This is a genomic window from Microbulbifer maximicatervae (SeqCode) (genome assembly GCF_052467615.1).
Genome location: NZ_CP174319.1, coordinates 4,397,638 through 4,422,806, shown reverse-complemented (window position 1 = coordinate 4,422,806; position 25,169 = coordinate 4,397,638). Strand labels below are relative to the sequence as shown.

Here is a 25,169-nt window from a genome sequence, read left to right as displayed (position 1 = left end):
TCTTTTCCCTTTTAACAGGTCTTGGAGAATTTATTCCTGCAGGAAGAGAATATCCGTTCTAATAATATATTTGATTCCTCGGGTGATTGGAGTAGAGCTGTGAATCCTGTGTAAGGGATGCATTCCATGGGGGAAGCACAGTATGGCTCCGGCAGGTGTGCGGACATCGATGTCTAATAAAGAGTCCCGACTGGGTTGTTTTAGGGGGGCGTCTGCATTCACCCTGAATCGGGTTGCACCACCTGCAAAATCTTCACTCAGCAGTACTAAAAACGTCATTTCACTATAGCGATCGGGGTAGCCATTGGTGATCAACTGGTTGTTGTCAATGCGGCTACCGGGCCAGGCGCCATCGGTGTGGAACTGGAAGAAATCTCCTTCACCATAGCGATAAAAGCGGAAACGCCGATTGATGCCGACAGCCTCTCTTCCACCAAAGTTACCATTTAAGTCCTGCGCCAGGTCTCGGCATCGCTGCCAGATCTGCCGCTCTGTAACCTCGTCAACCACCCAGGTCAGGTTGTCGTTATGGCGGACCTCCCGGGGCAGGGAGACGGCTGCATCCGGTAAATAACCCACCGCTTCAGTGATATCAATCAGCCGTTGGCATTCGTCTTTTGAAAAGACATTGAGCAATTGGAAGGCTCCGGGTACCTCGGCGATATCTCGTCGTGAAACCGGTTGCGGTGCTTGCTCGGCCAGCGCCGCCGGGTTTTTACTGCGTGTAGCCCAGGTGGGTAGAGCCGGGTGTTCTGCTCCGGGTTCGCGGGCGATAACAAAGAAGTCATCCAAGTGGGTGACAGTATCAATACTTTCAGTCGTGGACATCTGCTGTACTTCTATAGAAAAACTTTTAAAAGACTTAGCGGTTTAAAACGGTAATTTGGGCAAACTGCCGGTGCCCTTCAGCTCCGCCGTGGAAGCCAAAGCCACTTTGCTTGGCGCCCACCCAAGGTGAGCCGCCGGCGCCCTGGTTGATGCCAATCATTCCCGCTTGCAGCTGGCTGGCGACTTGCTCGGCCTGTTTGCTTTCACCAAACACAACCGCACCGAGACCGTAAACAGAGTTATTGGCCCGCTCGACCACATCGTCTACTGAGCTAAAGCGGTCGATGGCTACGATAGGCCCAAAAGTCTCATCATCTTCCACCAGCATGCCCGGTCGAATACCGCTGATAACTGTGGGCGGAATAAACGGCACCTGTGGATCGCGCTCCCCTAAAAGAAGCTTTGCGCCTTTATTCAGGGCATCGTGGATATGCTCCACCACCTTTTGGTGTTGGCGGTGATTAACCAAGGGGCCGATATCCACCTGTGGCTCCTGCCACCCGCCGACACGATATTGCTTCGCCAATGCCACCACGGCATTTTCGAATTTATCGGCAATTTTTTCGTCCACATAAATACGCTCTGTGGAGGTGCACATCTGGCCAGAATTCTCAAAACTGGAGCCAACGGCAAATTGTGCCGCCTGGGGAATATTGGCGCTCTGCAACACGATCATCGGGTCATTGCCACCCAACTCCATAACCAGGCGTTTCAATGCCGGAGCGGCATTGGCCATAATTTTCTGGCCCGTTATTCGCGACCCGGTAAAGGCGACCATATTGATGGGGGATTTCACCAGGGCTTCACCGGTTGCGCCATCGCCGTGAGCAATTTGTAAAATGTCCTGAGGCAGGGTTTGATTGAGTGTTTTCACCAATAAGTCAGCGACCAATGGCGATTCTTCTGAAGGTTTTAAAATCACAGCGTTGCCGGCGACCAGGGCGGGAACAATCAGGTTATTGGCCATGGCCAGTGGATAGTTCCAGGGGGAGATAACCGCAACAACGCCCAGTGGCCGATATTGAATTTCGCTGCCGCCACTGCGTTTTGCCCGCAGGGCTTCTCCGGCATCCCCCGCTAACCAGGCACCGCCTTGGACTACGCCGCCGGCTTCATACTGTGCACGCCGGGCATCTTTGCCCATTTCGCGGCTGATAAGTTGTGCCAGCTCTCCCTCTTCCGCATCCAGTTTTGTGTACGCCTGCTGAAGTAGTTGTACCCGCTCCTGAAGAGATTTACTCGACCACACTCGCTGCGCTTTGTGGGCTTTCTCCACCATGTCCTGAATATCTTGGGGCTTGCTGACAGGTAGCGATCCGATGGCCTCTCCGGTTAGTGGATCAATCGATCGAAGTATATTTTCCATAATGAGGTCTCACTCAATCCGGCCACTTTATTGAGTGGCCGGGTGTTTTCTTTAAAGCGTTGGTGTTATTGGTCAAACAGGGCAATAGTGCGAATTTCCAGGCTGGTTCTGCGTGGTGCCCCTGCACTTCCCGGTAGGTCGAAAGCGCAGTGGGGAACACCGGTTACATCGCCTCGATGCTGGCTATCGAAGACCCGCAGTAAAATGCCTTCGCCGGGCTGCATATCGCTAAACCAAATCCAGCGGTGAACCGGGTTGAAACTCAACACCGAAATCTGCCCTTTTCGCTCTGGGTAAATTAATCGCATATTGTGGAAATCACTGGCGGCGACAGTGCGCAGGTCCACCATTGCCAACGGTGACTCCTGCACCGGGCGCAATAGGGGTAGCCAGAGATTAATAAATTGGTAGCGCGGATAATCTGATGGCTTGTACCCCCGGGCCTCCAGGGTTTCCTTTAGCTGGCGCTCTGCGGACCAGGGTGTGTAGTCGTTGTGCACCAATTTCACAGGGGATCGGCGACTGCGGCTCAGCTCCGGTGTCGCATCAGTCGATGGTTGGGCTCGCAACGTGTGGTCAAAGGTCAGTACCTTTGCTGCACCCAGGTGAGCGCCTATCCAGGATTCAATAGCTGGATACCATTGGGTGCGAATCAACTGGTCGCGCTCCTCAGGGCTGGGGCTACTCCCTGAGGGTTGGTCCAGCGCGTGTAGCGCATCATCCAGCTGGCGCAGGTTTATGCCGAGCATAGGGCGTACAAGCTCAAATCCCTGGGTATCGAGACGAAAACGCTCCCCGGCGGTTTTCAGGGCGCGACCATCGTAGATGTGAACCTGCTGGGAAATAACATTCTCGACCAGATTGGCGGGCCCGGGGCCCTCTGAACGCTTGTCGTACACCAGATCGCTACTGGGATCAGCGTAGTGAATAATCGCGGTAACTAATTGATCCTGAAAGGAGGATCGGGCTGCGGTTTGCATAGTGAACTCTCCCCCCACCGAAGTGGATGCCATACGGGCCAATCTACTCACAATGCTAGGGTTACGTGGATACAATGAAAACCAAGTAACAGTTGTGAGTGATACAGGTTTGAGCAGAAATCATCGGGCGAACCCACTGGAGAGGCTGGAGTTACGTCAACTTCGCTTAATGAACGCTATCTTGCGGGAACTGAACTTATCCCGGGTGGCTGACCAACTGGGTGTGAGCCAGCAAACAGTCAGTGAACAATTGAAACGCCTGCGGGAAATCTTTGATGACCGGCTTTTTATTCGCACCAGTAACGGTGTTATTCCCACCCCCCTGGCCGAGCGCCTGGCCCCCAAATTGGATGAGATCCTGAACAATGTCGCGGCGCTGCTGCGTACGGATGAATTTGATCCGGCACAGCATCGGGGCATCTTTACCATCAGTGCAACGGACTTTGAGCAGCGGGTGGTACTGCCGGTTCTCCTCAAGCAACTACGTCAGCAGGCTCCAGATATAAAAGTCGTGGTGCTTAAGTTGGAGATTGATCGCATGGCCCAGCAACTGCAAACCGGTGAAGTGGATCTCGTGTTTAGCACGCCGGGATTTGTGCCGGATAACAGCCCCAGCATGTTGTTGTATCGAGAGCACTACGTCTGTGTATGCTGCCAGCACACCGATATGCTGCACAGCGCCAATCAGCCTTTGGAAATGGAAGAGTTGGCGGCTTTGCCACAGCTGGTGGTATCACCTTCCAGGGGAGATCTGCGGGGCATGGCGGATAGTTGGTTTGAGCAGTTTGGTTTGGAGCGCAATGTGGTGCTGTCTGTCCCCTCTTTTGCCGCCGCAGCCGAGTGCATTGCCTCTACCAATACCGTTGCCTTTTTGCCCTCGCGACTGTTGCCTGATCCCCGACTAAAAACACTGCCTATTGTCGAACAGCCCCCGGGGTTTGATGTGATTGCCGCCTGGCATACTCGCAGCAGTCAGGACCCATTGCACAAGTGGATTCGCACCCTATTGGCACAACAATTTCCCAGCAGTTAGTAAGAGAGGTAGCGCTGCTAAACTTGAGCATTCCAAGTGTTCCGGTAGTGGTCGCCATGCGTGTAGCATTTTTTCTGCTGATATTTTTGAGCGCTTCTGTTTACGCTCATACCGATTTTACCGAGCAAATGGGTATCCCCCACTTATTTGCCAAAGACGCACTGGTTGAGGAAATAAAAAAAGTGGATTGCACCCTCTCTGAGGGGCGCAAGACCCAATGCTGGATGATCGTGGTAAAGGCAGAGCCCAAGCATAAAATGGGGCCTTGGTGTCCACGCAATGTTGTCGACCCAATTACGTCTGGCGGCATGATGTTTATCAAGCAGCAGATAGTGCCGATTGATGGACCTTTCGTTAAAAATGCTGCGACCTTTTTCTCTGATCCAAAATGGAGCCTATATGATCCTAAAACTGGGGCGATAAAGGTTACCGATTCGAAGCAGGCTTGCGAGATGGCCGCGCGGCCTGATGTGGCACCGCAATACAACAATTACTGCGTGGAGTGCCTGGCCAGCTATATGGGCCCGGATTTTCATACCCGCTACCTGATCCCCGTACAGCCTGCCAAGGCCAAGGCCAAGGCCAAGTCAAAGCAGAATCCCGATGGTTTTTCCGGCTATGGGGTTGCTTTTAATGGGGTTAAATTTGATATCGCCGCGCCCATCGGTGCAATTTTAGGTGCACATACCTTAGCGCCAGTGGATGCCTGCGGTGGTCATGTAAACCCCCATGTGGGCTATCACTACCACGCTGCCCTGGGTTGCAGCCAAGCCTACCCGTCTGCCGCAAGTCATGCTGCGATTGTCGGTGTCGCCATAGATGGCTACCTGATCTATGCGCGGGAGAATGCCGATGGCCGCGAGCCCGGTGACCTGGATGAATGTCGTGGCCATGAGTTTGCAGACCTGGGCTACCACTACCACGCCAACCTCGCTGCAGAAAACGATATCCTGCATTGCCTAAAAGGGGAGAGAGGTTGTGCCCTGGCCGGCAATCAAAGCCAGTGCGATTTCTCCCACCGGGGACCTCCCGGATCACCCAGGCGTTAACTCAGGCCCAATTGTTGCTTCAAATAGTGAAAGACGAAGAGAATCTCAGCGCTCTTTTTGGTATTGATATCAATAAATGGCGTTGAATAACTGTCTTAAAAGCCCAGGACTTGATCTGACCGTCAGGTTTCCTTAATGGCCCTGGGACATAATGCCTCTAACTATTTCAGGTAATCCGGAATACCAACAATGAGCAATGGTACAAATTTCTATCTGATCCGAATGGTGGAATCCCTCGGTGTGCTGGTGCGCACTCGTCTATGGATGCAGATAGTGGTCGCCATGATCCTCGGGCTAACTGTCGGCCTGCTGCTATCTCCTGAAGGGGCCGCGCTGGTGAGCCAGGATCTCAGTGCGGCATTGGCCAGCTGGTTTAAGCTGCCGGGCTCCATCTTTCTGAATATGATCCAGATGGTGGTGATACCGCTGATTATGTCTTCAATCATCCTGGGGCTCAGTGGCAGCGGGAATGTCAGTCAGCTTAAACGGGTCGGGCTGCGCATCGCTCCCTACTTTGTCGGCACTACCACTGTTGCGGTGATTATCGGCATTATCCTGGTCCAGTTGATCCAACCCGGCGACTATATCGATGAGTCCCTGCTCAGCGCCGCCACTGAGTTACAGATTGCGAGCGCCCCCCAGGTGATGGAGACCAAACCGCTTCCCGAGCGTATTGCTGAATTGATTCCCGCCAACCTCAATGAAAGTATCGCCATGCGCAATATGTTGCAGCTGGTGGTCTACGCGATTTTTATTGGTGTTGCAGTGATGCTGTTGCCGCAAAAGCAGCGGGAAACCGCAGTATACGCTTTTGGCATTATTCAGGAGGTCGCACTTAAAGTGGTTGGCTGGGCCATGCTGTTTGCGCCCCTGGCCGTATTTGGCCTCCTGGCAGATATTGCTATTCGCGTGGGTCTCACTGCAATTCTGGGAATGTCTGTGTATGTGGGCACCGTGATTCTGGGACTACTTATTCTTCTCAGCTTTTACCTGATAATTGTTTCCCTGGTGACCTCCGTCGGCCCGATCACATTTTTGCAGAGAATTAGCGGAGTGCAGCTGCTGGCATTCTCCACATCCAGCTCTGCTGCGGTAATGCCGCTGTCAATGAAAGTTGCAGAAAGTCCTCTGGGAGTAAAACCATCCATCGCCAAATTTATTGTGCCCCTGGGCGCTACTGTGAATATGGATGGCACGGCGCTCTATCAGGTAATCGCTGCGGTATTTTTAACCCAGGTATATGGCATTGACCTGACAACTGCGCAGCTAGTGGGCCTAACTGTGACCACCGTTGGCGCCTCAATTGGTTCTCCCAGTACGCCGGGCGTCGGTATCGTAATCCTGGCGACAATTCTGGCCGGTATTGGTGTCCCACCGGAAGGTATTGCACTGATTCTGGGGGTGGATCGGATTCTCGATATGTGCCGTACAGCAGTCAATGTGACCGGGGATCTGACAGCCTGTCTGGTGATGGACCGCTTGTTAGGCAGCGACAACCTGGAGGAGGAAGCCGCCCAAACGGCCTGACTGTTAAAGTGATGGCTTAAATGAGGGTTCCCGGTTTCTATTGCTGCATAACTAGAATTTCCAGAGTACGAGGGTCTTTTTGACCTTCGTAGTATTTCTCCAGGACTGCATCAAATAAAGTTCTGCTCTCTTCTACCAATGCGGATAAGGCCATAGAAGATTGCATCTTAAAATCTTAATTACTTATAGTGTATCTAAAGGAAGCTTGAAATAGAAAAAAGTGGCATATGTAAAGTATGGGTGATCTTTACAATATAAAAAAACAAATATAAATTATTTAATATCGTTCCAGTCTTTATATTTTTATAATTTATCTGATTGAAAAACATGTAGAAATACTAAAAGTAATTTTTAGAGATAAAATCCCAAGTCTGTTCATACAGTAATTGATGTCCCTTGGGATTTGCATGGAGGCCATCCTCTGAGAGAAGGGTAATAAATTCCTGATCTCGCCATAAATTGTCAAACTCCAGTATGGGGATTATTTCGGCAGTGGCAGATTCTCTCATAGCTTGGTTATAAAGGTCCGCATCAGCCTGATAGAAATAGCTATCACTATTCCGAAAGGGGGTAGTTCGTTGCTCATCGAACGGAATGCCTGTCATTAGGAAGGATGGCGCGATGGTTTTAGACGCTTGTAATATCTGTCGCACTGTTTGACGGAAAGAGTCCAGCGCTACAGAGTTCTCAGCCTTTGGCCCCCCGATGCGGCAAATATCATTGAAACCAGGATATATCCCGATTAAGTGTGGCCTTCTTGGAGGCAGTTCTTGGGAAAGTCTTATGGCTAAAGAGTTCGCGTTCTCTCCGAATATTCCCAGAGCGTAAACTATATTATGGGGATCTAAAGTTTCGAACCGAAACCGGAATCGTTGAACAAATCCGCCTATTTCTGTATCACCTTTTCCATAGATAGAACTGGAGCCAATAAAGACAATTTTTTTGGGGGCTCTTCGTGCCATAGAAAGTCACTGATTTGACTGAACTTTGGATTTTATTTGCCGTTACCATTATAGACAGCGACTAGGTCACGGGTTGTATGCATTAATATCAAATTGTGAATTCGAAAAGTTGAGAGTCCAAGGCTGGGGTAGGAATAGCCTTGTTAAAAAATAATTAGAAATTGAATGGAGAGAGTTCTAAGGTGGGCAGCAGATTTACAGTTTCTTTGGGGGAAAAGAGGTGCTGATCTGTTCGGCTTAAAATGGTGGGGACAATTTAATACGGGTAGAGTGGTAGATTCTGTGAGTATGGATACTACAGTTTGTACGCCAATATAATGGTTCAGATCATAATTGCCATCCAGCCTTCCGATCAAAAAGTCCCACCCTTGCAGGTAACTAATGTTGGACAGGAACTTTCAGTATCTCGAAAGTACGAAGGTCCTTCTGTCCTTCATAGTATTTTTCCAGCACCTCTTCAAATAGCTTGTCTTTGGGATCAGCGATAGAAAATAGCGTCATGGATGACTTAAGTTTTACATCATCCGGTGAGCCAAATATCTGGTAAGCGGAGTAATTATTCAGTTGCAATAACTCCTTGCAGCACTCTTTGAGTCTGGGGCCGAGCACAGGGTGCTCCAGGTAAGCCCGGGCTTCATCCAGGTTTTTAATTGCAAAATGTTCGGATGTCGCGCTGTGCCCCAGGCCGGAGATCTGGGGGAATATATACCACATCCAGTGGGAGCGCTTATGGCCGCTATGCAACTCACTCAGGGCACTTTCATAAGAGCTTTCTTGTGCCGTCACAAAACGCTCAAGGTGAAATGGTTGGGCCATGCTTTGAATCTCCTTATTCTTATTCCTTAGCAGGCTCAAGGTTAGCAGTAATAAGGATGAATGCGAGAGGATGAACTGCCTGACGGCTGAACTTCAACCAATTAATTGATATTCATCATGATCTCAGCAAGGGCGGGCTCCTTGGCTCCCACAGGAGAATCTCCCAATAGGTTCTTCATATCAGCATAGGAAAGTTGAATTAGGCGATGTATGTCATTGGAAGTGTCAGCAGTGCAAGGAAAACTACCGCTGACAAAGACGGAAATTGAATTTGTTCGCTGAGTATTAAATACGAATTTCCCGCCTGAAAAAATCATTGCCGCGACAGGATGCCGCTCTTCCTGATGGAATACTATTACCTGCGGGAACGCTTAGCAGTACATCTTTGGATCTTTCTTCAAAGGAGTCACGTCTATAGATCAACATTTCTCGTAGTCCTTTAGACACAGGATGTTAAACTCCAGACCGCTAATTTCGTCGATAATCTGCAAGCTTTCAACATCGTAGTAGCTGTGAGCTTGCCGATCGAATGGGACCTTTAACCCATAGAGAAGCTCCCGCAAACGTCGGGAGACTTGCGACTTGACGGGCTGCTTTTCAATCTCTCCAATAAGTTCAGGATCGGTCGGCAAATAGAAATTACCAAATTCCTTTAATAGGGCCTTGGATTCACGACTTGCTTCCTCATTTTGGAACAGCTTATCGAGTAAGGCTCGAATTGAAACTGATTGGTTGTTATCATCAATTTGTAGTTCCAGCTCATTGTTTCCTATTTTCACCCGTAGGGAACCATTACTTTCACTTTTATAGAGTAAAAAACAAAAGCTCAACACAATAAGAGCAATGATACTTCCATAAATAAAATGAACACCCTTATTCGGCTTCCCTGCTGGCATATATACCTCTGAAACTTAGCTATAACTTTTTTGTGGTTCACTGCTTAGGTGCAAAAAGCCGCGCATTCTACAGTAGGTAGGGTGTTGGTCCAATTAAATATCTATCTTACGCTTGATATTTGTGATTGAAATGGTATTGGCCGAAAAGTTACAGGCTGAGATGATTAGGAAAGGGAAGTGAAATGGTTCAAAATACTGTTAAGCTGATATTTATCTTTAAAAAATACAATTAATATCAGGGTGCCTCCTTATTGCAGAAAGTTTAACTTCGTTGAATGTTACAGCGTAGTGGCGCGATTTTTCTGGGGTGTATTTTAATTGTTGAATTTTTTCAGGTTCTGTAAGATTAGGCTCAAAGTCAGCATTGTCTTTATAAAATTTCAAGCTTACTAAAGTGGATAAGCAGTTTAGATATTTTTCTTCATCTAAACCTGGGATATTCGCTATTTTGCTTTCCATGTAGCTTTCTGCCATCAAGGTTAAATTGTTATTTTTTAATTCATTGGTTGCATGTTCTTGAGCTAGTGCTCGGGCTTCATTGAGGATGTTGTCATTGCCTTCTTTTCCGTATAGAAAGCTGTAAATTGATGAGAATAAAATAAGCATTAAAGAGGCTGTGCCAACTAGTATATAGTTCTTCATGTTGTATTCTTTTGTGGTTACAATTCTCTTGGTAAAAGACCAACGGATGTATGCATATATTCTGGCTTGCCAAGAAACCTGATAGATTCTTCGGCCTCTTTAAGAGGGATTAGTATTGGGTTTTTATTTTTCTCAAAGATAGCTACATATCTTGAGTTTGCTTCTATTTTTTCCGGTTTTCCACAGCTTGATCCTTGCCGATGAATGCTAATGAATTTAGGCTGTGGATCTCCCCATCCATATAAAACTATAAAGCCAGTTTGTGCGTCGTATGGATGGTTGGTGTAATGATGATCAACATGGATTTCAACAATAGCGATATTACTAGAATTTTCAATTTTCTGAATAAAATAATCTTTTTCAGGTTTTGGGTATACGTATGTAAATTCTTTATCTGGAGACAGTGGGGGAATAGCGATCTTCTTTTGAATGGTTGGCGCACATGCAGTAGATAAAGAGGGGGAAGTGACAAATATAAGGAGAAATATTTCTTTGAGTGTCATTGTTCTGATCCATCCCGTCTAATTGTTGAAATATAGAGGTTGGTATAAAGGCTAAGTTACTATTCTTCAGATATTTTTCTAGTTGAAAATTGATTCATTGTTAATGGTCAAAATAGGTAATATTTTCTCACAGTTTCTATTTTCAAGAGCGGAGATAATTAAACATTAATTTGCCCAGATAATACTTATTATAGATGCTCCTTAAGTTAGATGTCACTTAGCGCTAAGGCGTGGTAGGGCCTTACTAACAAAAATAATTGTCAGAATAGATGAAAAGGGGAGGGTTTCCATCAAGCATAATCCAATAATTAATGAGGTCGAGAAGAAATAAAGCAATCTCTTAAAAAGCTGCACTTTGAGGTAGAAGGGGTGAAAGGACTCATGAAGAGGGTGGGGGAAATGGGTCGAGGGGTGAGCTTTCTAGTCCTAATGAGTTAAAAGCAAAAAGAATTTTTAAGGTGAAATGGGGATTGGTGGGGTTAACAGGGCTGGATGAAAAGCAGGCAAGCGTAGCAGAAGGGTGGGTGATTAATAAGTATGCCCTAGATTTGAAAGCTGGAGTTTCATTGTGAATCAAGCATAAAAAAAGCCCCATCCTTGCGGATGAGGCTTTTGGATATGGTGCCCGGAGGCGGAATCGAACCACCGACACGGGGATTTTCAATCCCCTGCTCTACCGACTGAGCTATCCGGGCTTTGCGATCTTGCTGGGCTTCCCCTGCGTCGCGAGGCGCGTATTAAAGCCCTTCCCCGGGTCAGAGTCAACCCCTTGATTATAAAAAAGTTTTTTTTCTTTGCCGGGGAAGCTTCAGGGCCTTGTGTTACTGCTGTTCCGGCGGAACATAACCGTCGGCTGCGTCGTATTCCTCGCCGCTCAAGAACTTCATCATCTGCTCGCTCAAGTAGGCGCGGCTTGAGGGTTCCATCATGTTCAGGTGCTTTTCGTTAATCAGCATGGTCTGGTGGGACATCCACTCCAGCCAGGCTTTTTTGGAAACGTTCTCGAAGATATCCATGCCTTTGGGGCCGGGAAAGGGCGGTGCATCCAGACCTTCCAATTCCTCTTGGTACTTGCGGCAGAATACGGTTCTGGACATGGACTCCTCCTGGTTTTAGTCGGCAGTGGTCGGCGTGAGCAGGGGAGCCTGCAGCGCCAGTAGTTGTTTTGCCAGCTTGACGATAGGGGCGGGTAGCCCCAGTTCCTGGGCCGCACGAGGGCGGTTTAAACGCCGCAGTTTATACCAGCCAGCGCCGCTCTCCGCCACCTGTGCTGGGACTTTGCTCAGTTGTACCCACACCGGGGAAATATCCAGGTGAAAGTGAGTGAAGGTGTGTCGCAGGGTCGGCAGGGTTTGGACGTCACTGGCACGCCAGCGCTTTGCCTTGAGCCAGTCGCTGGTATTGTCGGCTTCAGGTGGGCTCCAGAGTCCTCCCCAGATACCGCTGGGCGGACGCTGTTCCAGATAGATTTCACCTTTGTGTTCAAGCAAGAGCAGGGTGGCACTGCGCACCGGCTTTTCCTTGCGCGGTTTCTTGCCGGGGAAATCCTGTGGATTGCCCTGGGCGTGAGCCACACAGGATTTTTTTACCGGGCACTCCTCGCAGCGTGGTTTCGAGCGGGTGCACAGGGTGGCACCCAGGTCCATCATCACCTGGGTGTAGTCGTTAACGCGTTGGTTTGGGGTGTAAGTCTCGGCCAGTTGCCACAGTTGATTGGCAACTGCGGTCTGTCCGGGCCAGCCCTCCACTGCGTGAAAACGGGCCAGCACCCGTTTGACGTTGCCATCGAGGATCGGCGCCCTGAGTCCCATACTGATACTGGCAATAGCGCCAGCGGTGGAGCGGCCTATGCCGCTCAATTCGGTCAGTTCCTCTACGTCCTGGGGAAACTCCCCGCCGTATTCCTCCAGCACCGTCTGGGCGCACTTGTGCAGGTTGCGGGCGCGGGCGTAGTAGCCGAGGCCGCTCCAGTGAGCCAGGACTTTGTCCTGAGGCGCGCGGGCGAGGCTTTCCAGGGTGGGGAAGCTCTGCATAAAGCGCTCAAAGTAGGGAATCACCGTGGTGACCTGGGTCTGTTGCAGCATGATTTCGGACACCCAAACCCGATAGGGGTTGATGTCCTGCTGCCAGGGCAGGTCTTTGCGCCCGTGTTTGTCGAACCATTTCAGGACGGCATTTTGGAACTGCTTTGGGGTCATGGGGATACTGCGGGCTGGAATCTGTGGTTGAACGCTGGAGTTGTGCACCGGGTGGACCCCGGTGCACTTTAGCGGGGCCTTAGCGGCCGAAGAGATTTTTCAATTTTTCTTTCAGTTCGTCGACCTTTTCTTCAACTTTATCGCCATATTTCTTTTCGGCTTTGTGCTTCAGTTCTTCCCGCAGCAAGTCGTCGAGGCGGCGGCTGTCGGGTTTACAAGTGCTGATGTTCACATCGTCGAAGTCGCCCTTGCAGCGCAGTGGCAGCGGGCGGTTGCGCCAGCGCTTGTTGCGCACGGTACAGCCGTCGGCGGAGGTGCTTTCGCCAACCAGGGCCAGGCCGAGCTTGAAATCGAAGCCCTGTTTCTTCAGGTCCACCTCTCCGTCACCGGTCAGGGCGATATTTTCGATACCGGCGAGAATTTCGCTCACATCTACCTGGTCGCCTTTCACCGCGATGGTGGCGCGAAGGTCCTGCAGTCCGGTGCTGTTGGGCCAGTCCCGGGTGGGCATTTCGGTATTTTCCGCGTAGCTAAACAGCTGGCACATGTTTTTCTCCAGATTGAATGGAGAAATCGACATTTCCTTGCTGGAAACCTCAACGGAGGCGCGCAGGTTTTTCTCTAAGGCTTTGGATGTTTTACCTTTGGTGCTGGCACTCCAGTTAACGCTGGCTTCCCCAGCCAGCTGGACGTCTTCACTGGGGAAGAGGGCAGCTTGGACCTTGCCGATATCCACATTGGTGAGACCGCCGCGCATTTGCGCCTCGGCGGACTGGGCGCGAGCGTTGAGCTGGCCATTCGTGTTCAGCTGGCCACCATAGATATCGGCGCTCAATTTTTGCAGTCGGTAGAGGCCGTTATCCACAGTGAGTTGGATTTCCGGGCTGTCCATTTGCAGGTCAGCGGCTTGCAGTTGGTCCAGTGCCAGGCTGATATTGGCGTTGAAGCCGCGCAGGTCGCTCAGTGGCAGGGGTTCTGCCGCAGGCGGTTTGGCAGCTACTGTTCTCTTTGGTTTTCCTGCGATTTCAGTTTGATCGCTCTGTGCCGCCTGCTCTCCCTGCTTTTTGCCTTCAGCGGCGGGTGCCTGCGCACTCTGTGCTTCCACTCCCTCGGTTTGTTCCGCCGAAGCGGCTCCAGCCTCATCTTCGTTCGAAGGGGGCAGATAGTTATCCAGGTTAAAGGCGCCGCCGCGCAGGTTCAGGTCCAGCCCGGGCATTTCTGCGTTGCGCAACTGGGCGTTGCCACTAAAGGTGACGTCGTCCAGTTTCAGTTGCAGCGGTGTCAGGTCGAGTTTTTGCTCGGTACCTTCCACACTCGCTTCGATACTCAGCTTTTGCAGTGCCGCTTTATCGCGGGTATCGATTTCGGTGCCCGTCAGTTCAAACCAGGGGCGCAGAGGGTCGGCATTGGCGTTGACGTTTAGTTGTATACGCCAGGGTTGAATGTTGCTGTCCCTGCGCAGGTAGCCGCGCATATGCAGGCTGGCCTTGGCGCTGTTCTCAGAAGTGAGGTCTACTTGTAGCGGCTGCAGGCGCAGCCCATTGAGGCCCTCATCCAGGGCGAGGGTGCTGTCAATTTTTAGCTTCAGCGGGTGTTTGAGGTCGCTGCCGGTAAGGTCTGCTGCGGCGGTGAGTTTGCCTGGCTCGCCACCCGGCACCAGGTTGATAACGCTTACCTGCAGGTCTTGGACTTTGTACTCTTTGTTAGTCTGGGCATCGCTGTAAAGCACCACGCCCTTCTCGATACGCAGCTTTTGCAGGCTCAGGTCGACCTGTTGTTGTGAAGGTTCTTCCTGTTCCTTGGGGATGGAGAGTTTGGGAGGTTGCTTGCTCTGAGCTTCCAGGGCCTCGCTGATCAGCTCCCAGTTGCCGCGCCCTTCTTTGTCGACGGTGAGCTCAATTTGCGGAGCTACCAGGACTATCTCCTCAGCCTCTACTTTGCGTTGCAGTAGTGGCTTGAGGGCCACGCCGATGGCAATTTTTTCTGCTTTCACCAGAGTTTGTTTTGGTAGCTTTAATGGTGCCAGCTGTACATCTTCAAGTTGCAGGCCGAGCTTGGGCCACAGCTGCCAGCCGATATCACCTTCCAGTTGCAGGGAGACGCCCTGCTTGGCAGCGAGTTTTTCTAACTGGGGTTTGTATTGGTTGATGTCGAGTCCTGCTAACAGCCAGGCGACGGCGCCAGCGAGTAGCAGGAAAACGATTAAAAGTGCGATAAAAGTGCGCTTTATCCAGGCCATGGAGAGCATTGTCCCTGTGTATTTGTCGTGTGGTGTCACGCATATGACGCCGCAGCGCGGCTCGATGTTCCCGCGCACTTCTACAAATAGGTTATGCCGGAATTGTAGGAGATGCAGCCCCGCGAGGCTGGGAAAGCACTGCGGGGCCATTGAAGCAGGTGTTTATTAGAAAATAAACCGCACACCGGCTTCGACGCTGCGACCAGCTTCAGGAGCGTAGTCGCGCAGTAGTGAGGTGGAGTTGCGAATTTCTTCGTCGAGCAGGTTGCGGGCGCTGGCGAAGATCACCGCGTCGCTGCTGCCGATGTTGAAGTTGTAGTGGGCACTCAGGTCCATGCGGGTATAGCCGTCGGTTTCCTCTTCGTAGGCGCCGGCGCGGTCCTGGTCCGCAGCTTCGACTGTGCGCCATTCCCAACCCCACTGGTCGTACTCTGCTCCCAGGGCGAGGCCCAGGCGCAGGGGAGGCATGCGCGGCACATCGGAACTCTCACCGGCGATATCTTCGTCGAAGCTCGCGCGTACAACATCGCCAAACAGAGTCAGATAGAAGTTGCTGCGCAGGGGAAATTTCACCGAGGCTTCAGCACCGTAGAAGGTGGCATCGCGATTGGCATAGGCGTAGATGGGCAGCTCTTCTTCGTACTCAAGACCGGTATTCTGCGAATAGATGTAGTCGCCGATGCGGTTGTAGAAGACGCTGGCTTCAATCTGCGCTGCATGCCAGCCGCTGGCTGCTTCGTTGTGGTGGTGATAGCCCAGTTCCAGGTTTAAAGAGCGTTCTTTGTCCAGGTCGCTGTTACCGATCAGGTAGCGCGACTCGGCCAGGTGCTCACCGTCGGCGAACAGCTCTTCGGCTACCGGGGCGCGCTCGGAGTGGGTGGCGCCGACGCTGATATGTTGGTGCTCTTGCAGGAAGTACTGCAGAGTGGCACTGGTGCTGAACAGATTGAAGTCGCGATCCTCTGAGGTCTCCGGATCGACATCGACAAGCTCAATACGCGCGCCCAGGTCCAGGTGCCAGTTGCCCCACTCGCGTTCCTTCATGGTGAAGAGGCCGGCGCTGCGGGTGCGGGAGGGCTGGATAAAGGCTTCGTCGCCCACTGCAGCAAAGTCTTTGTCGGACAATTGCAGGCCGTAGGCACCACGCCACTCACTATCGTTGTCGTGGGTGATCTCCAAGCGACTTTCCCAGGCTTCATTGGTAAAGCGGGTACCGGGTTCACCTTCTTCCAGCTCTACGTGCTCATAGTCGTTATAGCCGATACGCAGGCGCAGCTTGTCCCAATAGTTGCTGTTGAAGCGGTGCTCGCCTTTGAGGTCGTAGCGAGTCTGCGCCATATCGATACGCACAGCTTCGACTTCGCTCTCCTCCTCATGCTCTTCATGTTCCTCGTGATCGTCCTCGTCGTGCTCCTCATCATCGTGGTGGTGCTCGTGAGTGCCGAGGGGGATACCGTAGTTGTTTTCCAGCTTGTTTACTGACAGGCCGATGTAGCCACTTTCAGTAATCCAGGAAACACCGCCGCTGTAGCTGTGGGCGCGGGCATTGGTGTTGCCGACGTAGCCGTCGGTGTTGAATTCTTCCTCGTGCTCGCCTTCGTCCTCGTCGTGCTCTTCGTGTTCCTCGTGCTCGACAATAGCGAGGCCGGGGATTTCCGTGTCGTCATTTTCGCGGTAGACACCGTCGAAGTACCAGGCCAGCTGCCCGGCACCGCCGGTAAAGCGGAATACCGAGGCATCCTGGCTGTTGGCAGTGTCGTGGCGCATCTCAACCGCGCCTTCAACTTCCTCGGGTACCTCAGTGGGGATGCGACCGTCGATAATATTTACCACCCCACCGATAGCGCCGCTGCCGTAACGCAGTGCCGCCGGTCCGCGCAGTATTTCGATGCGCTCCGCCAGTAGAGGTTCGATACTGGCAGCGTGATCGGCGCTGGTGTTGGAGGCGTCAGAGACATCCAGGTTGTCGTTCAGGATCTTCACCCGGTTGGCGCTCTGGCCGCGAATAACCGGCAGGCCCACGCCACTGCCGAAGGAGGCGTTGGCCACTCCCGGCTGGTTCTTCAGGGTTTCGCCCAGGGTGGCGGAAGCGGCTTTGCGCAGGGTCTCGCCGGAGAGCACCGATACCGGCGCAGCTACTGCGTCGGCGGGCTTATCCAGGGGAGATACGGTGACGTTAACTTCTTCCAGTTTGTTGCTGTCTTCTGCGGCGCAAATAGCGGGCACGGCCAAGCTGGCAATAGCCAGGGCCAAAGTATTGAACTTAGTCATTGTTTTTTATTCCTGTCACAGGCGGACAATGCCATACGCGCTCCAGCGCGGGCATTCATTAAATAAATATCGGTTTTTGGGTGTTAGCTGAGTGACAGGAAGAAGGGAGGGGCGCGCGCACTCTGGCGCTCTGGCTGGCAATCGCGCGCGGTTGGCGCAGAGGGCCGTTCGTAGTGACTTTGGGGCTCAGCCTGTACGAGCAATGGCTCGCTGCCGAGTGCTGCAGGTGAATGCATGCAACACAGGTCACACATCTCTACCTGGGTATTGCCCAGGTGGAAGTGCTCCGCCCACAGCGGCTGAGCTGCTACTACGGCGAGTAACAGGAACAGGCTGGCCCAGTAATGGGATTTTCGGCGCTTTAGAGTAACCATGCGGTGCATGATAGGGCTAAACAATTACGAATCAAGTTTCATCTGACACTAGAGAGCCACAGGGGTGTCATTCATCCTATAATTTGCGCCCTCTGTCTTATCGTGCAAATAAGGATCGCTTTCGATGCGTACAGCTAGCGTCACCCGTGACACCCTGGAAACCAAGATTCAAGTCAGCGTTAACCTGGACGGCCAAGGTCATGGCAAGTTCGCGACTGGGGTTCCTTTCCTGGAGCATATGCTCGATCAAATTGCCCGCCACGGCATGATCGACATGGACATTAGCTGCGATGGCGATATTCATATCGATGACCATCATACGGTGGAAGATATCGGCATTACCCTGGGCAAAGCCATTACTGAAGCGCTGGGGGATAAAAAGGGGATGACCCGTTACGGCCACAGCTATGTCCCATTGGATGAGGCGCTCTCCCGGGTCGTAATCGACTTCTCCGGCCGGCCAGGCCTGGTTATGGATGTGCCTTTCACCCAGAAGCGGATCGGCAACTTTGATACCGAACTGTTTTTTGAGTTCTTCCAGGGCTTCGTCAATCACGCGCTGGTAACAGTACATATTGACTGCCTGCGTGGCCACAACGCTCACCATCAGGTGGAAACTGTATTTAAAGCCTTTGGCCGCGCCCTGCGTATGGCGTTGACCCCGGACCCCCGTATGGCCGGCACCATGCCCTCCACCAAAGGAGTCTTGTGATGGGTAAGATTGCGGTACTCGATTACGGTATGGGCAACCTGCACTCGGTGGCCAGCGCCCTGAACAAGGTGGCGCCGGAGGCCGAGGTGGTGCTGGCGCAGACGCCTGAGCAGGCCGAGGACGCAGAGCGCTTGGTGGTGCCCGGTGTGGGTGCCATTCGGGATTGTATGGCAGGGTTTGTCGAGGCGGGTTTTTCGCCGCTGCTTCGCGAGGCCATCAGTGTGGGTACCCCGGTGCTGGGTATCTGTGTGGGTATGCAGATTATGATGCACCACAGCGAGGAGAATAATGGCGTTGATTGCCTGGGGATTTTCCCGGAGCCGGTGAAATTCTTCGGCGACAACATTCCCCCGGCGCAGAGTGCTGAACGGCTCAAGGTGCCCCATATGGGCTGGAACAGTGTTCAGCAGCGGCAGCCGCACCCCCTGTGGGCCGATATTGCCGATGGCAGCCGTTTTTACTTTGTCCACAGTTACTATGTGCCGGCTGCTGAAAATCCGGATATTGCCGGGCAAGCCGAATACGGCATTCCCCTGGCTGCCGCAGTTGCCAGGGAGAATATCTTCGCCACCCAGTTCCACCCGGAGAAGAGTGCCGAGGTTGGCTTGCAGCTGCTAAAGAACTTTGTCCACTGGAACGGCCGGGCCCAATAGGCCCAGCTCACCGATCACACAGAAATTACTGCCGACGTAAGAAAAGACATGATTGTAATTCCCGCGATAGATTTAAAAGACGGCCAATGCGTGCGCCTGCGCCAGGGCGAGATGGATGACGCCACTGTATTTTCCGATGATCCCCTGGCTACAGCTCAGCATTGGGTGAACGAGGGAGCCAAGCGACTGCACCTGGTGGATTTGAACGGCGCCTTCGCCGGCAACCCGGTGAACGGTGAAGCGGTAACTGCTATCGCCAAACAGTTTCCCGATTTACCGGTGCAAATTGGCGGAGGCATTCGCGATTTGCACACTATCGAGCGCTATCTGGATGCCGGTGTGCAGTGGGGGATTATCGGCACTGCGGCGGTAAAAAATCCCAAGCTGGTGGAAGAGGCGTGTCGCGAGTTTGAGGGCCATATTATTGTCGGGCTCGATGCCAAAGATGGCTTGGTGGCTACTGAGGGCTGGGCTGAGGTCTCCGAGCTGAAGGCGACAGAACTGGCCAAGCGCTTTGCCGATTGTGGCGTCAGCTCTATTGTTTATACAGATATTGCCCGCGACGGGATGATGCAAGGCGTCAATATTGAGGCGACCCTGGAAATGGCCCGCGCAGTGCAGGTGCCTATTATTGCCTCCGGCGGTGTCAGCAGCATTGAGGACATTGAACAGCTGTTGGATGCCGGTGAAATCTACGGTGCGATTACCGGCCGGGCGATCTACGAAGACAAGTTGAACCTGCGCGAAGCGCAGCAGCTTTGCGACCAACGGAACAAATAATGGCTCTGGCGAAACGTATTATTCCCTGTCTGGATGTGGACAACGGCCGCGTGGTGAAGGGTGTTAACTTTGTCGATATCCGCGATGCCGGCGACCCGGTGGAAATTGCCCGCCGCTACAACGAAGCGGGCGCGGATGAAGTCACTTTCCTCGATATCACCGCCACCCATGAGCAGCGCGATACCATCCTGCACACCGTGGAGAAAATGGCCCACGAGGTGTTTATCCCCCTCACTGTCGGCGGCGGTGTGCGCACCTTGCAAGATATCCGCAATCTGCTGAATGCCGGTGCGGACAAGACTGCAATCAATTCAGCGGCGGTGAAAAATCCCGAGTTTGTACGCGAGGCCGCCGAGCGCTTTGGCAGCCAGTGTATTGTGGTGGCCATTGATGCCAAACAGGTGGGAGAGGGCCGCTGGGAGATCTTCACTCATGGCGGGCGCCAGCCCACTGGCATTGATGCAGTGGCCTGGGCTCGGCAGATGGCCGAATACGGTGCCGGCGAAATTCTGCTGACCAGTATGGATCGCGACGGCACCAAGAACGGTTTTGACCTGGCCCTGACCCGGGCGGTTACTGAGGCGGTTCAAGTGCCAGTCATTGCTTCTGGTGGTGTGGGAGATCTACAGCACCTGGCGGATGGCGTATTGCACGGCGGTGCGGATGCGGTATTGGCTGCGAGTATTTTTCACTTTGGCGAATACACCATTGCCGAGGCGAAAGCGTTTATGCACAGCGCAGGGATTGAAATGCGCTTGTAGGTCGGTGTAGGTCTTGCACGGCGGGCCCTGGGCCCGCCGCACTCTGCTACTGCTGTTCGTCTGCGCGGGCAAGGCGCTCGCGCAAACCCCTGTCCCTGTGAGCGTAGAGATTGAGGCCCTTGAGTACATTGAGGGCTTCGAAGATTTGGTTGTCGCGATCCATCCAGTCTTCCCGTTCTTCCTGTTCTCTCGAGCGGTCTTCAGAAGTCCGGTCGGCACCACCGTTACCGTTGTCCAGATGCCCTGCCAAATCCGCTTCAGTGGGTCTGGGAGAGTCGTCCAAGCGGGTGACTTTCACCCGCTCTACCACGATATCCGGTGTGATGCCCTGGGCCTGGATTGAGCGGCCATTGGGGGTGAAGTAGAGCGCGGTTGTCAGCTTGATGGCGCGCTCATTATTGATAGGGATTACCGTTTGTACCGATCCCTTGCCGAAGCTGTCGGTGCCCATCACCACTGCGCGGCGGTGGTCCTGCAGGGCGCCGGCGACAATTTCCGCTGCAGAGGCGGAGCCCGCGTTGATTAATACAACCAGCGGAGCGCCTTCGGTTAAATCGCCCGGCTCGGCGGAATAGCTCAGGTTGGCGGCTTCATTGCGACCTTCGGTGTAGACCACCAGGCCCTCTTCCAAAAATGCATCCGCTACTTCCACCGAGGATTGCAGCACGCCACCGGGGTTGTTGCGCAGGTCGATAACCAGCCCTTTCAGTGCGCCTTTCTTCTGCAACTTGATCAGCTCGTCGGCCACATCGGCGCCGGTGTCCAGCTGGAACTGGCTGATGCGCAGATAACCGTAGCCATCGTCGAGGACTTTGCTGCGCACACTGCGCACGCGCACGGTGTCCCGCTTGAGAGTGACATCGAAAGGTTCTTTAAAACCTTTGCGAGCGATGGTCAGGGTGACACTGCTTCCTTTGGGCCCGCGCATCCACTCCACCGCTTCATCCAGGCTCACGCCCTTCATGGATTTGCCCGACAGGCGCAGTATGACATCGCCGGCCTTGAGGCCAGCGCGGGAGGCGGGGGTGTCGTCCATGGGGGTGACGACGGTGATATGGTCGTTTTCGATGCCCACCTCGATCCCGAGGCCGGCAAACTCACCGGTGGTGTTGGCTTGTAAATCGTCAAAGGATCGGCGATCGAGGTAGGAGGAGTGGGGGTCTAGGCCCTGCAGCATGCCCTTGATGGCGTATTCCAATAGGGTGCGGTCGTCCACTTCCTCGATATAGCCCTGGCGAATTTGCTCGAAAACTTTGGCAAAGCTGCGCAGATCTTCCAGCGGCAGGCGGGCTTCAGTGTCTGTAGCCACCTGGGAATGGCTATCGCCGTCGGTCAAACCCATTAAAGGCAGGGCTGTCAGAGCGGCTGCGCCGATCAAGGTTGTCAGCGCCTTGGGGATAAACATGTTGTTGTGACCTCTGCCTTATTTCTTCGCTGCTTTGCGAAAGTGTAGACCGCAGAGATTGGCAGGGATTCTAAGCGGACGCCAAATTCTACAGTGTCACGATCTTAGTCGTCATAAGCCCAGGGGTCTTACACCTGGGTTGGCTCCCGCTCTTATTCTCTTTTGGCGATAAAAAAGCCGATACTCCGCAGCTTTTCGTCGTGGTGCTTTCTCATTTAATTAGCACAGCGGCCGGAGTCGTGAGATGAAGTGGGGAGCATTAGGCGGGTGTGTAATCCCGATCGCTGTGATTTGCGAGGGGGCTCTATAACGGGTGCGTGGAAAATGCCCGGGATTTTACGCCTCGTATTATGCCCTCTGTGCCAGCTCCGATCAGGAGCGGCACCAAACTGTAGGGTCCTGCGCTTTACCCCGGTGGCGAATTTCGAAGTAAACACCGCTATGGCTGAGTCCACCGCTATTGCCAACCCGAGCGATGGTGTCACCACTTTCCACCCACTCGCCAATATTGCGGGTGAGGGACTGGTTGTGGGCGTAGAGACTCATGTACTCCTCTCCATGATCCAGGATAACCAGCATGCCGTGGCCGCGCAGGTAATCGGAGAAAACCACGCGGCCGCGGTGGATTGCCCGCACCGGCTCCCCTTCATTGGCGCGCAAGGTGACACCTTTCCAAGTGATGCCATTGGCGCGGCGCTGTCCATAGGCATTGGCGCGGCGGCCATCAACAGGCCACTGCATCTTGCCCCGCTGGCGCGCAAAGGGCTTTTGCTCGCTGGGGTTTACCAGTGAGGCGATGGCGCGACCTACTTCGTCGACCAATTTTTGTAGGCGTGTGCGATCTCCTTGGAGCTGCTTGAGTTCACCGCTGCCATCGGAGAGCCGCGCCGCAAGTTTATCCAGCGTGTCCTTGCGATTCTGCTGTGCGACGCGCAGTTTGCTCTGGCGTTTCTGCAGCTGCTCTCGCTCCGCTTTCAGGGTCTCGCGCTCGCGCTCAATGGAGGCGGATACGGTTTTCAGTGAGGTGAGGGTTTCAAGGTAAGTGTCTATGATGCGGCTGCGTTCTTGGAGGAAGTAATCGTGGTAGCGGAGATGGCGGGCGACGTTCTGTGGATCTTGCTGGTTGAGCAGGAGCTTGATCTGCTCCTGTCGGCCTAGTCGGTATGCGGCGGCGATCTCCTGCTCGACCCGCCGCTGCATACTTCGTCGCGACTCTTGCAGTTGCTGTTGTTCCTGCTGGAGTTCGTGCAACTTGTCCGAGCGGCTGCGCATATCCTGTTTGATCTTGTCTATGCGCTGGTGCAGCCCGGAAATATCTTTCTCGTTCTCTTCCAAATCCTTGAGCAATTGGTCGCGCTGGCCCCGCACCTGATTGAGTTCCTGTTGCAGGGACTCAATGCGTTGCTTGATTTGCGCCAGGCGCGCCTGCTCATCTCCCTCTGCCTGGCTCCAGGCGGGTAGGGAAATCAGTGTGATCAGGAAGAGTACGAGAGTTTTCATCAGTCCATTTTTACCAAACTTTGGCCGGTCATTTCCGTCGGCTGTGGCAGATCCATCAACGCTAACATGGTTGGTGCTACATCCGCCAGACTACCTCCGTCACACATTTGCACATTGCGCTCGCCGATATAAACAAAAGGCACCGGCAGAGTGGAGTGCTGGGTGCTGACCTGGCCGGAGTTGGCGTCGAACATCTCTTCCACATTGCCGTGGTCGGCAGTTATCAGCACTTCGCCGCCGGCAGCCAGAGCGGCGTTTACGACGCGCTCTACACACTGGTCCAGGGCTTCGACGGCTTTTACTGCCGCCTCGAAAACACCGGTATGGCCGACCATATCGCCGTTGGCGTAGTTGCAGATAATGGCGTCGTACTCGCCGCTCTCAATCGCCGCTACCAGTTTGTCAGTGACAATTGGCGCATTCATTTCCGGTTGCAGATCGTAGGTGGCCACATCCGGTGACTTGATCAGTTCGCGGGTTTCGCCGTTGTAGGGCTCTTCGCGGCCGCCGCTGAAGAAGAAGGTAACGTGGGCGTACTTCTCTGTCTCGGCGATGCGCAGCTGGGTTTTGCCCTCTGCAGACAAGTACTCGCCGAGGGAGTTGACCAGGTTTTCTGGCGGGAAGGCACAGCTGGCGTGGATATTGGCAGCATATTCGGTCGTCATGACGAAGTCCGCCAGCTGCGGTTTGGCTTTGCGCTCGAAGCCGCTGAAGTCCTGCTCGGTAAAAGCGCGGGTTAACTGGCGCGCGCGATCCGGGCGGAAATTCATAAAGATAAGGGCATCGCCGTCTTGGATAGGAGCGGGCTCGCCAATCACCGTTGGCGCGACAAACTCATCGTTTTCACCGCGCTCATAGGCCGAGGCCAGTCCTGCCAGGGCGTCACTGGCACTGTGCTCTGCTGTACCCAGGGTCAGCATGTCGTAAACGGACTCGGTGCGCTCCCAGCGCTGGTCGCGATCCATGGCGAAGTAGCGCCCGGCCAGGGTAGCCATATGGGCATTGCCGACGGAGTCACACACCTGCATCAGGCGCGCCAGGGAGGGTTCGGCACTGCGCGGTGGGGTGTCGCGGCCATCGAGAAATGCGTGTACATAAATAGCGCGGGCGCCGCGCTGTGCCGCCAGGGTTATCATGGCGACAATATGATCTTCGTGGCTGTGTACGCCGCCTTCGGACAGGAGTCCCATAATATGGACGGCGCCGTTGTTGGCGATAGCCTTATCGACCGCAGTGGTGTAAGCGGTATTGCGGAAGAAGTCGCCGTCCTGAATGGCTTTGTTGATCCGGGTGAAGTTCTGGTAGACCACTCGACCGGCGCCCAGTGTCATATGGCCGACTTCCGAGTTGCCCATTTGTCCATCGGGCAGGCCCACCGCCATCCCGGATGTCTGGATCAGGGTTTTTGGGCGGGTTGCCCAGATATTGTCCCAAACCGGAGACTTGGCTGCGTGAATCGCATTGTGCTTGGGATTGTCGCTGTGGCCGAAGCCGTCCAGAATCAGCAGGACCAGGGGGCGTTTTTGCGGGGCTTGCGTAGCGGCCATAGCGACAGTATTCCTCTTCCAAGGGTTAAATTGCGGACGCGGATTTTAACCTGTGGGGCTGGTATTTCACCATGTTATTTAGCTTAAGCCGGATTACAAAGAGGCTGGGGCGGAGGGATTTGGTTGA

The 25,169-nt window shown here is 53.4% G+C and carries 24 protein-coding genes and 1 tRNA gene; 7 read left to right on the top strand and 18 right to left on the bottom strand.

Annotation, left to right across the window (positions count from 1 at the left end; all coding sequences use genetic code 11):
• Nucleotides 1–30 precede the first annotated feature (30 nt).
• The 3 genes from ACJJIM_RS19485 to ACJJIM_RS19475 all read right to left on the bottom strand — a co-directional run bounded on the left by ACJJIM_RS19485 (nucleotide 31) and on the right by ACJJIM_RS19475 (nucleotide 3,174).
• The gene (locus ACJJIM_RS19485; RefSeq protein ID WP_444911781.1) at nucleotides 31–828 is read right to left on the bottom strand and encodes a prolyl hydroxylase family protein; all 798 of its coding nucleotides are present in this window, start codon (nucleotides 826–828) and stop codon (nucleotides 31–33) included.
• Between the two features lie 34 nt (nucleotides 829–862).
• On the bottom strand, nucleotides 863–2,194 hold the full coding sequence (locus tag ACJJIM_RS19480) for an aldehyde dehydrogenase family protein (RefSeq protein WP_444911780.1): 1,332 nt from the start codon (nucleotides 2,192–2,194) through the stop codon (nucleotides 863–865).
• Nucleotides 2,195–2,259: 65 nt separating this feature from the next.
• On the bottom strand, nucleotides 2,260–3,174 hold the full coding sequence (locus ACJJIM_RS19475; RefSeq protein ID WP_444911779.1) for a CmcJ/NvfI family oxidoreductase: 915 nt from the start codon (nucleotides 3,172–3,174) through the stop codon (nucleotides 2,260–2,262).
• A gap of 1 nt (nucleotide 3,175) precedes the next feature.
• Here ACJJIM_RS19475 and ACJJIM_RS19470 point away from each other — a divergent pair, with 1 nt between their 5' ends.
• The 3 genes from ACJJIM_RS19470 to ACJJIM_RS19460 all read left to right on the top strand — a co-directional run bounded on the left by ACJJIM_RS19470 (nucleotide 3,176) and on the right by ACJJIM_RS19460 (nucleotide 6,783).
• Nucleotides 3,176–4,207: a LysR family transcriptional regulator gene (locus ACJJIM_RS19470; protein WP_444911778.1), complete on the top strand. Its 1,032-nt coding sequence runs from the start codon at nucleotides 3,176–3,178 to the stop codon at nucleotides 4,205–4,207.
• Complete coding sequence (locus ACJJIM_RS19465; protein WP_444911777.1) at nucleotides 4,165–5,256, top strand: YHYH protein; 1,092 nt, start codon at nucleotides 4,165–4,167, stop codon at nucleotides 5,254–5,256. The genes ACJJIM_RS19470 and ACJJIM_RS19465 overlap by 43 nt, the downstream gene beginning before the upstream one ends.
• 189 nt (nucleotides 5,257–5,445) lie before the next feature.
• Nucleotides 5,446–6,783, top strand: coding sequence for a dicarboxylate/amino acid:cation symporter (locus tag ACJJIM_RS19460; protein WP_444911776.1), 1,338 nt, complete (start codon nucleotides 5,446–5,448; stop codon nucleotides 6,781–6,783).
• Nucleotides 6,784–6,820: 37 nt separating this feature from the next.
• On the opposite strand, the gene ACJJIM_RS19455 is transcribed toward ACJJIM_RS19460, so the two are convergent.
• The 12 genes from ACJJIM_RS19455 to ACJJIM_RS19400 form a co-directional block, all read right to left on the bottom strand.
• Nucleotides 6,821–6,949 carry a DUF1810 family protein gene (locus ACJJIM_RS19455; RefSeq protein ID WP_444911775.1) on the bottom strand — a complete coding sequence of 43 codons (129 nt, stop codon included), beginning with the start codon at nucleotides 6,947–6,949 and terminating at the stop codon, nucleotides 6,821–6,823.
• A 172-nt stretch (nucleotides 6,950–7,121) separates the two neighbouring features.
• Nucleotides 7,122–7,745 (bottom strand): GDSL-type esterase/lipase family protein, encoded by a 624-nt coding sequence (locus ACJJIM_RS19450; RefSeq protein WP_444911774.1) that lies wholly within the window; start codon nucleotides 7,743–7,745, stop codon nucleotides 7,122–7,124.
• 378 nt (nucleotides 7,746–8,123) lie between these two features.
• Entirely contained in the window at nucleotides 8,124–8,561 is a 438-nt protein-coding gene (locus tag ACJJIM_RS19445; RefSeq protein WP_413663762.1) for a DUF1810 domain-containing protein, read from the bottom strand.
• 419 nt (nucleotides 8,562–8,980) lie between these two features.
• Nucleotides 8,981–9,340, bottom strand: coding sequence for a hypothetical protein (locus ACJJIM_RS19440; protein WP_444911773.1), 360 nt, complete (start codon nucleotides 9,338–9,340; stop codon nucleotides 8,981–8,983).
• Between the two features lie 333 nt (nucleotides 9,341–9,673).
• Nucleotides 9,674–10,099: a hypothetical protein gene (locus ACJJIM_RS19435; protein ID WP_444911772.1), complete on the bottom strand. Its 426-nt coding sequence runs from the start codon at nucleotides 10,097–10,099 to the stop codon at nucleotides 9,674–9,676.
• Nucleotides 10,100–10,116: 17 nt separating this feature from the next.
• The gene (locus ACJJIM_RS19430; protein WP_444911771.1) at nucleotides 10,117–10,602 is read right to left on the bottom strand and encodes a hypothetical protein; all 486 of its coding nucleotides are present in this window, start codon (nucleotides 10,600–10,602) and stop codon (nucleotides 10,117–10,119) included.
• 619 nt (nucleotides 10,603–11,221) lie between these two features.
• Nucleotides 11,222–11,297, bottom strand: a tRNA-Phe gene (locus tag ACJJIM_RS19425).
• A gap of 126 nt (nucleotides 11,298–11,423) precedes the next feature.
• Entirely contained in the window at nucleotides 11,424–11,699 is a 276-nt protein-coding gene (locus ACJJIM_RS19420; RefSeq protein ID WP_282930759.1) for an oxidative damage protection protein, read from the bottom strand.
• A gap of 15 nt (nucleotides 11,700–11,714) precedes the next feature.
• Nucleotides 11,715–12,800, bottom strand: coding sequence for an A/G-specific adenine glycosylase (gene mutY / locus ACJJIM_RS19415; RefSeq protein WP_413665899.1), 1,086 nt, complete (start codon nucleotides 12,798–12,800; stop codon nucleotides 11,715–11,717).
• A gap of 79 nt (nucleotides 12,801–12,879) precedes the next feature.
• The gene (locus ACJJIM_RS19410; protein WP_444911770.1) at nucleotides 12,880–15,039 is read right to left on the bottom strand and encodes an AsmA family protein; all 2,160 of its coding nucleotides are present in this window, start codon (nucleotides 15,037–15,039) and stop codon (nucleotides 12,880–12,882) included.
• A gap of 165 nt (nucleotides 15,040–15,204) precedes the next feature.
• On the bottom strand, nucleotides 15,205–17,310 hold the full coding sequence (locus ACJJIM_RS19405) for a TonB-dependent receptor (protein WP_444911769.1): 2,106 nt from the start codon (nucleotides 17,308–17,310) through the stop codon (nucleotides 15,205–15,207).
• A gap of 83 nt (nucleotides 17,311–17,393) precedes the next feature.
• Nucleotides 17,394–17,708: a hypothetical protein gene (locus ACJJIM_RS19400; RefSeq protein WP_444892326.1), complete on the bottom strand. Its 315-nt coding sequence runs from the start codon at nucleotides 17,706–17,708 to the stop codon at nucleotides 17,394–17,396.
• A 100-nt stretch (nucleotides 17,709–17,808) separates the two neighbouring features.
• Between ACJJIM_RS19400 and hisB the strand changes: the two genes are divergently transcribed.
• From hisB to hisF, 4 genes are read left to right on the top strand one after another with little or no spacing between them, the layout of a single operon-like run.
• The gene (gene hisB, locus ACJJIM_RS19395; RefSeq protein ID WP_282930763.1) at nucleotides 17,809–18,396 is read left to right on the top strand and encodes an imidazoleglycerol-phosphate dehydratase HisB; all 588 of its coding nucleotides are present in this window, start codon (nucleotides 17,809–17,811) and stop codon (nucleotides 18,394–18,396) included.
• Entirely contained in the window at nucleotides 18,396–19,049 is a 654-nt protein-coding gene (hisH, locus tag ACJJIM_RS19390; protein ID WP_444911768.1) for an imidazole glycerol phosphate synthase subunit HisH, read from the top strand. The genes hisB and hisH overlap by 1 nt, the downstream gene beginning before the upstream one ends.
• A 48-nt stretch (nucleotides 19,050–19,097) precedes the next feature.
• Nucleotides 19,098–19,829: a 1-(5-phosphoribosyl)-5-[(5-phosphoribosylamino)methylideneamino]imidazole-4-carboxamide isomerase gene (gene hisA, locus ACJJIM_RS19385; protein ID WP_413663754.1), complete on the top strand. Its 732-nt coding sequence runs from the start codon at nucleotides 19,098–19,100 to the stop codon at nucleotides 19,827–19,829.
• On the top strand, nucleotides 19,829–20,590 hold the full coding sequence (gene hisF / locus ACJJIM_RS19380; protein ID WP_282930766.1) for an imidazole glycerol phosphate synthase subunit HisF: 762 nt from the start codon (nucleotides 19,829–19,831) through the stop codon (nucleotides 20,588–20,590). The genes hisA and hisF overlap by 1 nt, the downstream gene beginning before the upstream one ends.
• Before the next feature lie 46 nt (nucleotides 20,591–20,636).
• Here hisF and ACJJIM_RS19375 read toward each other — a convergent pair whose 3' ends face one another.
• From ACJJIM_RS19375 to gpmI, 3 genes are all read right to left on the bottom strand, one after another.
• On the bottom strand, nucleotides 20,637–21,995 hold the full coding sequence (locus ACJJIM_RS19375; RefSeq protein WP_444911767.1) for a S41 family peptidase: 1,359 nt from the start codon (nucleotides 21,993–21,995) through the stop codon (nucleotides 20,637–20,639).
• A gap of 372 nt (nucleotides 21,996–22,367) precedes the next feature.
• On the bottom strand, nucleotides 22,368–23,495 hold the full coding sequence (locus ACJJIM_RS19370) for a murein hydrolase activator EnvC family protein (RefSeq protein WP_444911766.1): 1,128 nt from the start codon (nucleotides 23,493–23,495) through the stop codon (nucleotides 22,368–22,370).
• On the bottom strand, nucleotides 23,495–25,042 hold the full coding sequence (gene gpmI / locus ACJJIM_RS19365; protein WP_444911765.1) for a 2,3-bisphosphoglycerate-independent phosphoglycerate mutase: 1,548 nt from the start codon (nucleotides 25,040–25,042) through the stop codon (nucleotides 23,495–23,497). The genes ACJJIM_RS19370 and gpmI overlap by 1 nt, the downstream gene beginning before the upstream one ends.
• Nucleotides 25,043–25,169: the final 127 nt, after the last annotated feature.

Coding starts and splice junctions, on each gene's coding strand:
- ACJJIM_RS19485 (WP_444911781.1), bottom strand. CDS start 828: ATGTCCACGACTGAAAGTATTGATACTGTCACCCACTTGGATGACTTC.
- ACJJIM_RS19480 (WP_444911780.1), bottom strand. CDS start 2,194: ATGGAAAATATACTTCGATCGATTGATCCACTAACCGGAGAGGCCATC.
- ACJJIM_RS19475 (WP_444911779.1), bottom strand. CDS start 3,174: ATGCAAACCGCAGCCCGATCCTCCTTTCAGGATCAATTAGTTACCGCG.
- ACJJIM_RS19460 (WP_444911776.1), top strand. CDS start 5,446: ATGAGCAATGGTACAAATTTCTATCTGATCCGAATGGTGGAATCCCTC.
- ACJJIM_RS19455 (WP_444911775.1), bottom strand. CDS start 6,949: ATGCAATCTTCTATGGCCTTATCCGCATTGGTAGAAGAGAGCAGAACT.
- ACJJIM_RS19450 (WP_444911774.1), bottom strand. CDS start 7,745: ATGGCACGAAGAGCCCCCAAAAAAATTGTCTTTATTGGCTCCAGTTCT.
- ACJJIM_RS19445 (WP_413663762.1), bottom strand. CDS start 8,561: ATGGCCCAACCATTTCACCTTGAGCGTTTTGTGACGGCACAAGAAAGC.
- ACJJIM_RS19435 (WP_444911772.1), bottom strand. CDS start 10,099: ATGAAGAACTATATACTAGTTGGCACAGCCTCTTTAATGCTTATTTTA.
- ACJJIM_RS19430 (WP_444911771.1), bottom strand. CDS start 10,602: ATGACACTCAAAGAAATATTTCTCCTTATATTTGTCACTTCCCCCTCT.
- ACJJIM_RS19420 (WP_282930759.1), bottom strand. CDS start 11,699: ATGTCCAGAACCGTATTCTGCCGCAAGTACCAAGAGGAATTGGAAGGT.
- mutY (WP_413665899.1), bottom strand. CDS start 12,800: ATGACCCCAAAGCAGTTCCAAAATGCCGTCCTGAAATGGTTCGACAAA.
- ACJJIM_RS19410 (WP_444911770.1), bottom strand. CDS start 15,039: ATGGCCTGGATAAAGCGCACTTTTATCGCACTTTTAATCGTTTTCCTG.
- ACJJIM_RS19405 (WP_444911769.1), bottom strand. CDS start 17,310: ATGACTAAGTTCAATACTTTGGCCCTGGCTATTGCCAGCTTGGCCGTG.
- hisB (WP_282930763.1), top strand. CDS start 17,809: ATGCGTACAGCTAGCGTCACCCGTGACACCCTGGAAACCAAGATTCAA.
- hisH (WP_444911768.1), top strand. CDS start 18,396: ATGGGTAAGATTGCGGTACTCGATTACGGTATGGGCAACCTGCACTCG.
- hisA (WP_413663754.1), top strand. CDS start 19,098: ATGATTGTAATTCCCGCGATAGATTTAAAAGACGGCCAATGCGTGCGC.
- hisF (WP_282930766.1), top strand. CDS start 19,829: ATGGCTCTGGCGAAACGTATTATTCCCTGTCTGGATGTGGACAACGGC.
- ACJJIM_RS19375 (WP_444911767.1), bottom strand. CDS start 21,995: ATGTTTATCCCCAAGGCGCTGACAACCTTGATCGGCGCAGCCGCTCTG.
- ACJJIM_RS19370 (WP_444911766.1), bottom strand. CDS start 23,495: ATGAAAACTCTCGTACTCTTCCTGATCACACTGATTTCCCTACCCGCC.
- gpmI (WP_444911765.1), bottom strand. CDS start 25,042: ATGGCCGCTACGCAAGCCCCGCAAAAACGCCCCCTGGTCCTGCTGATT.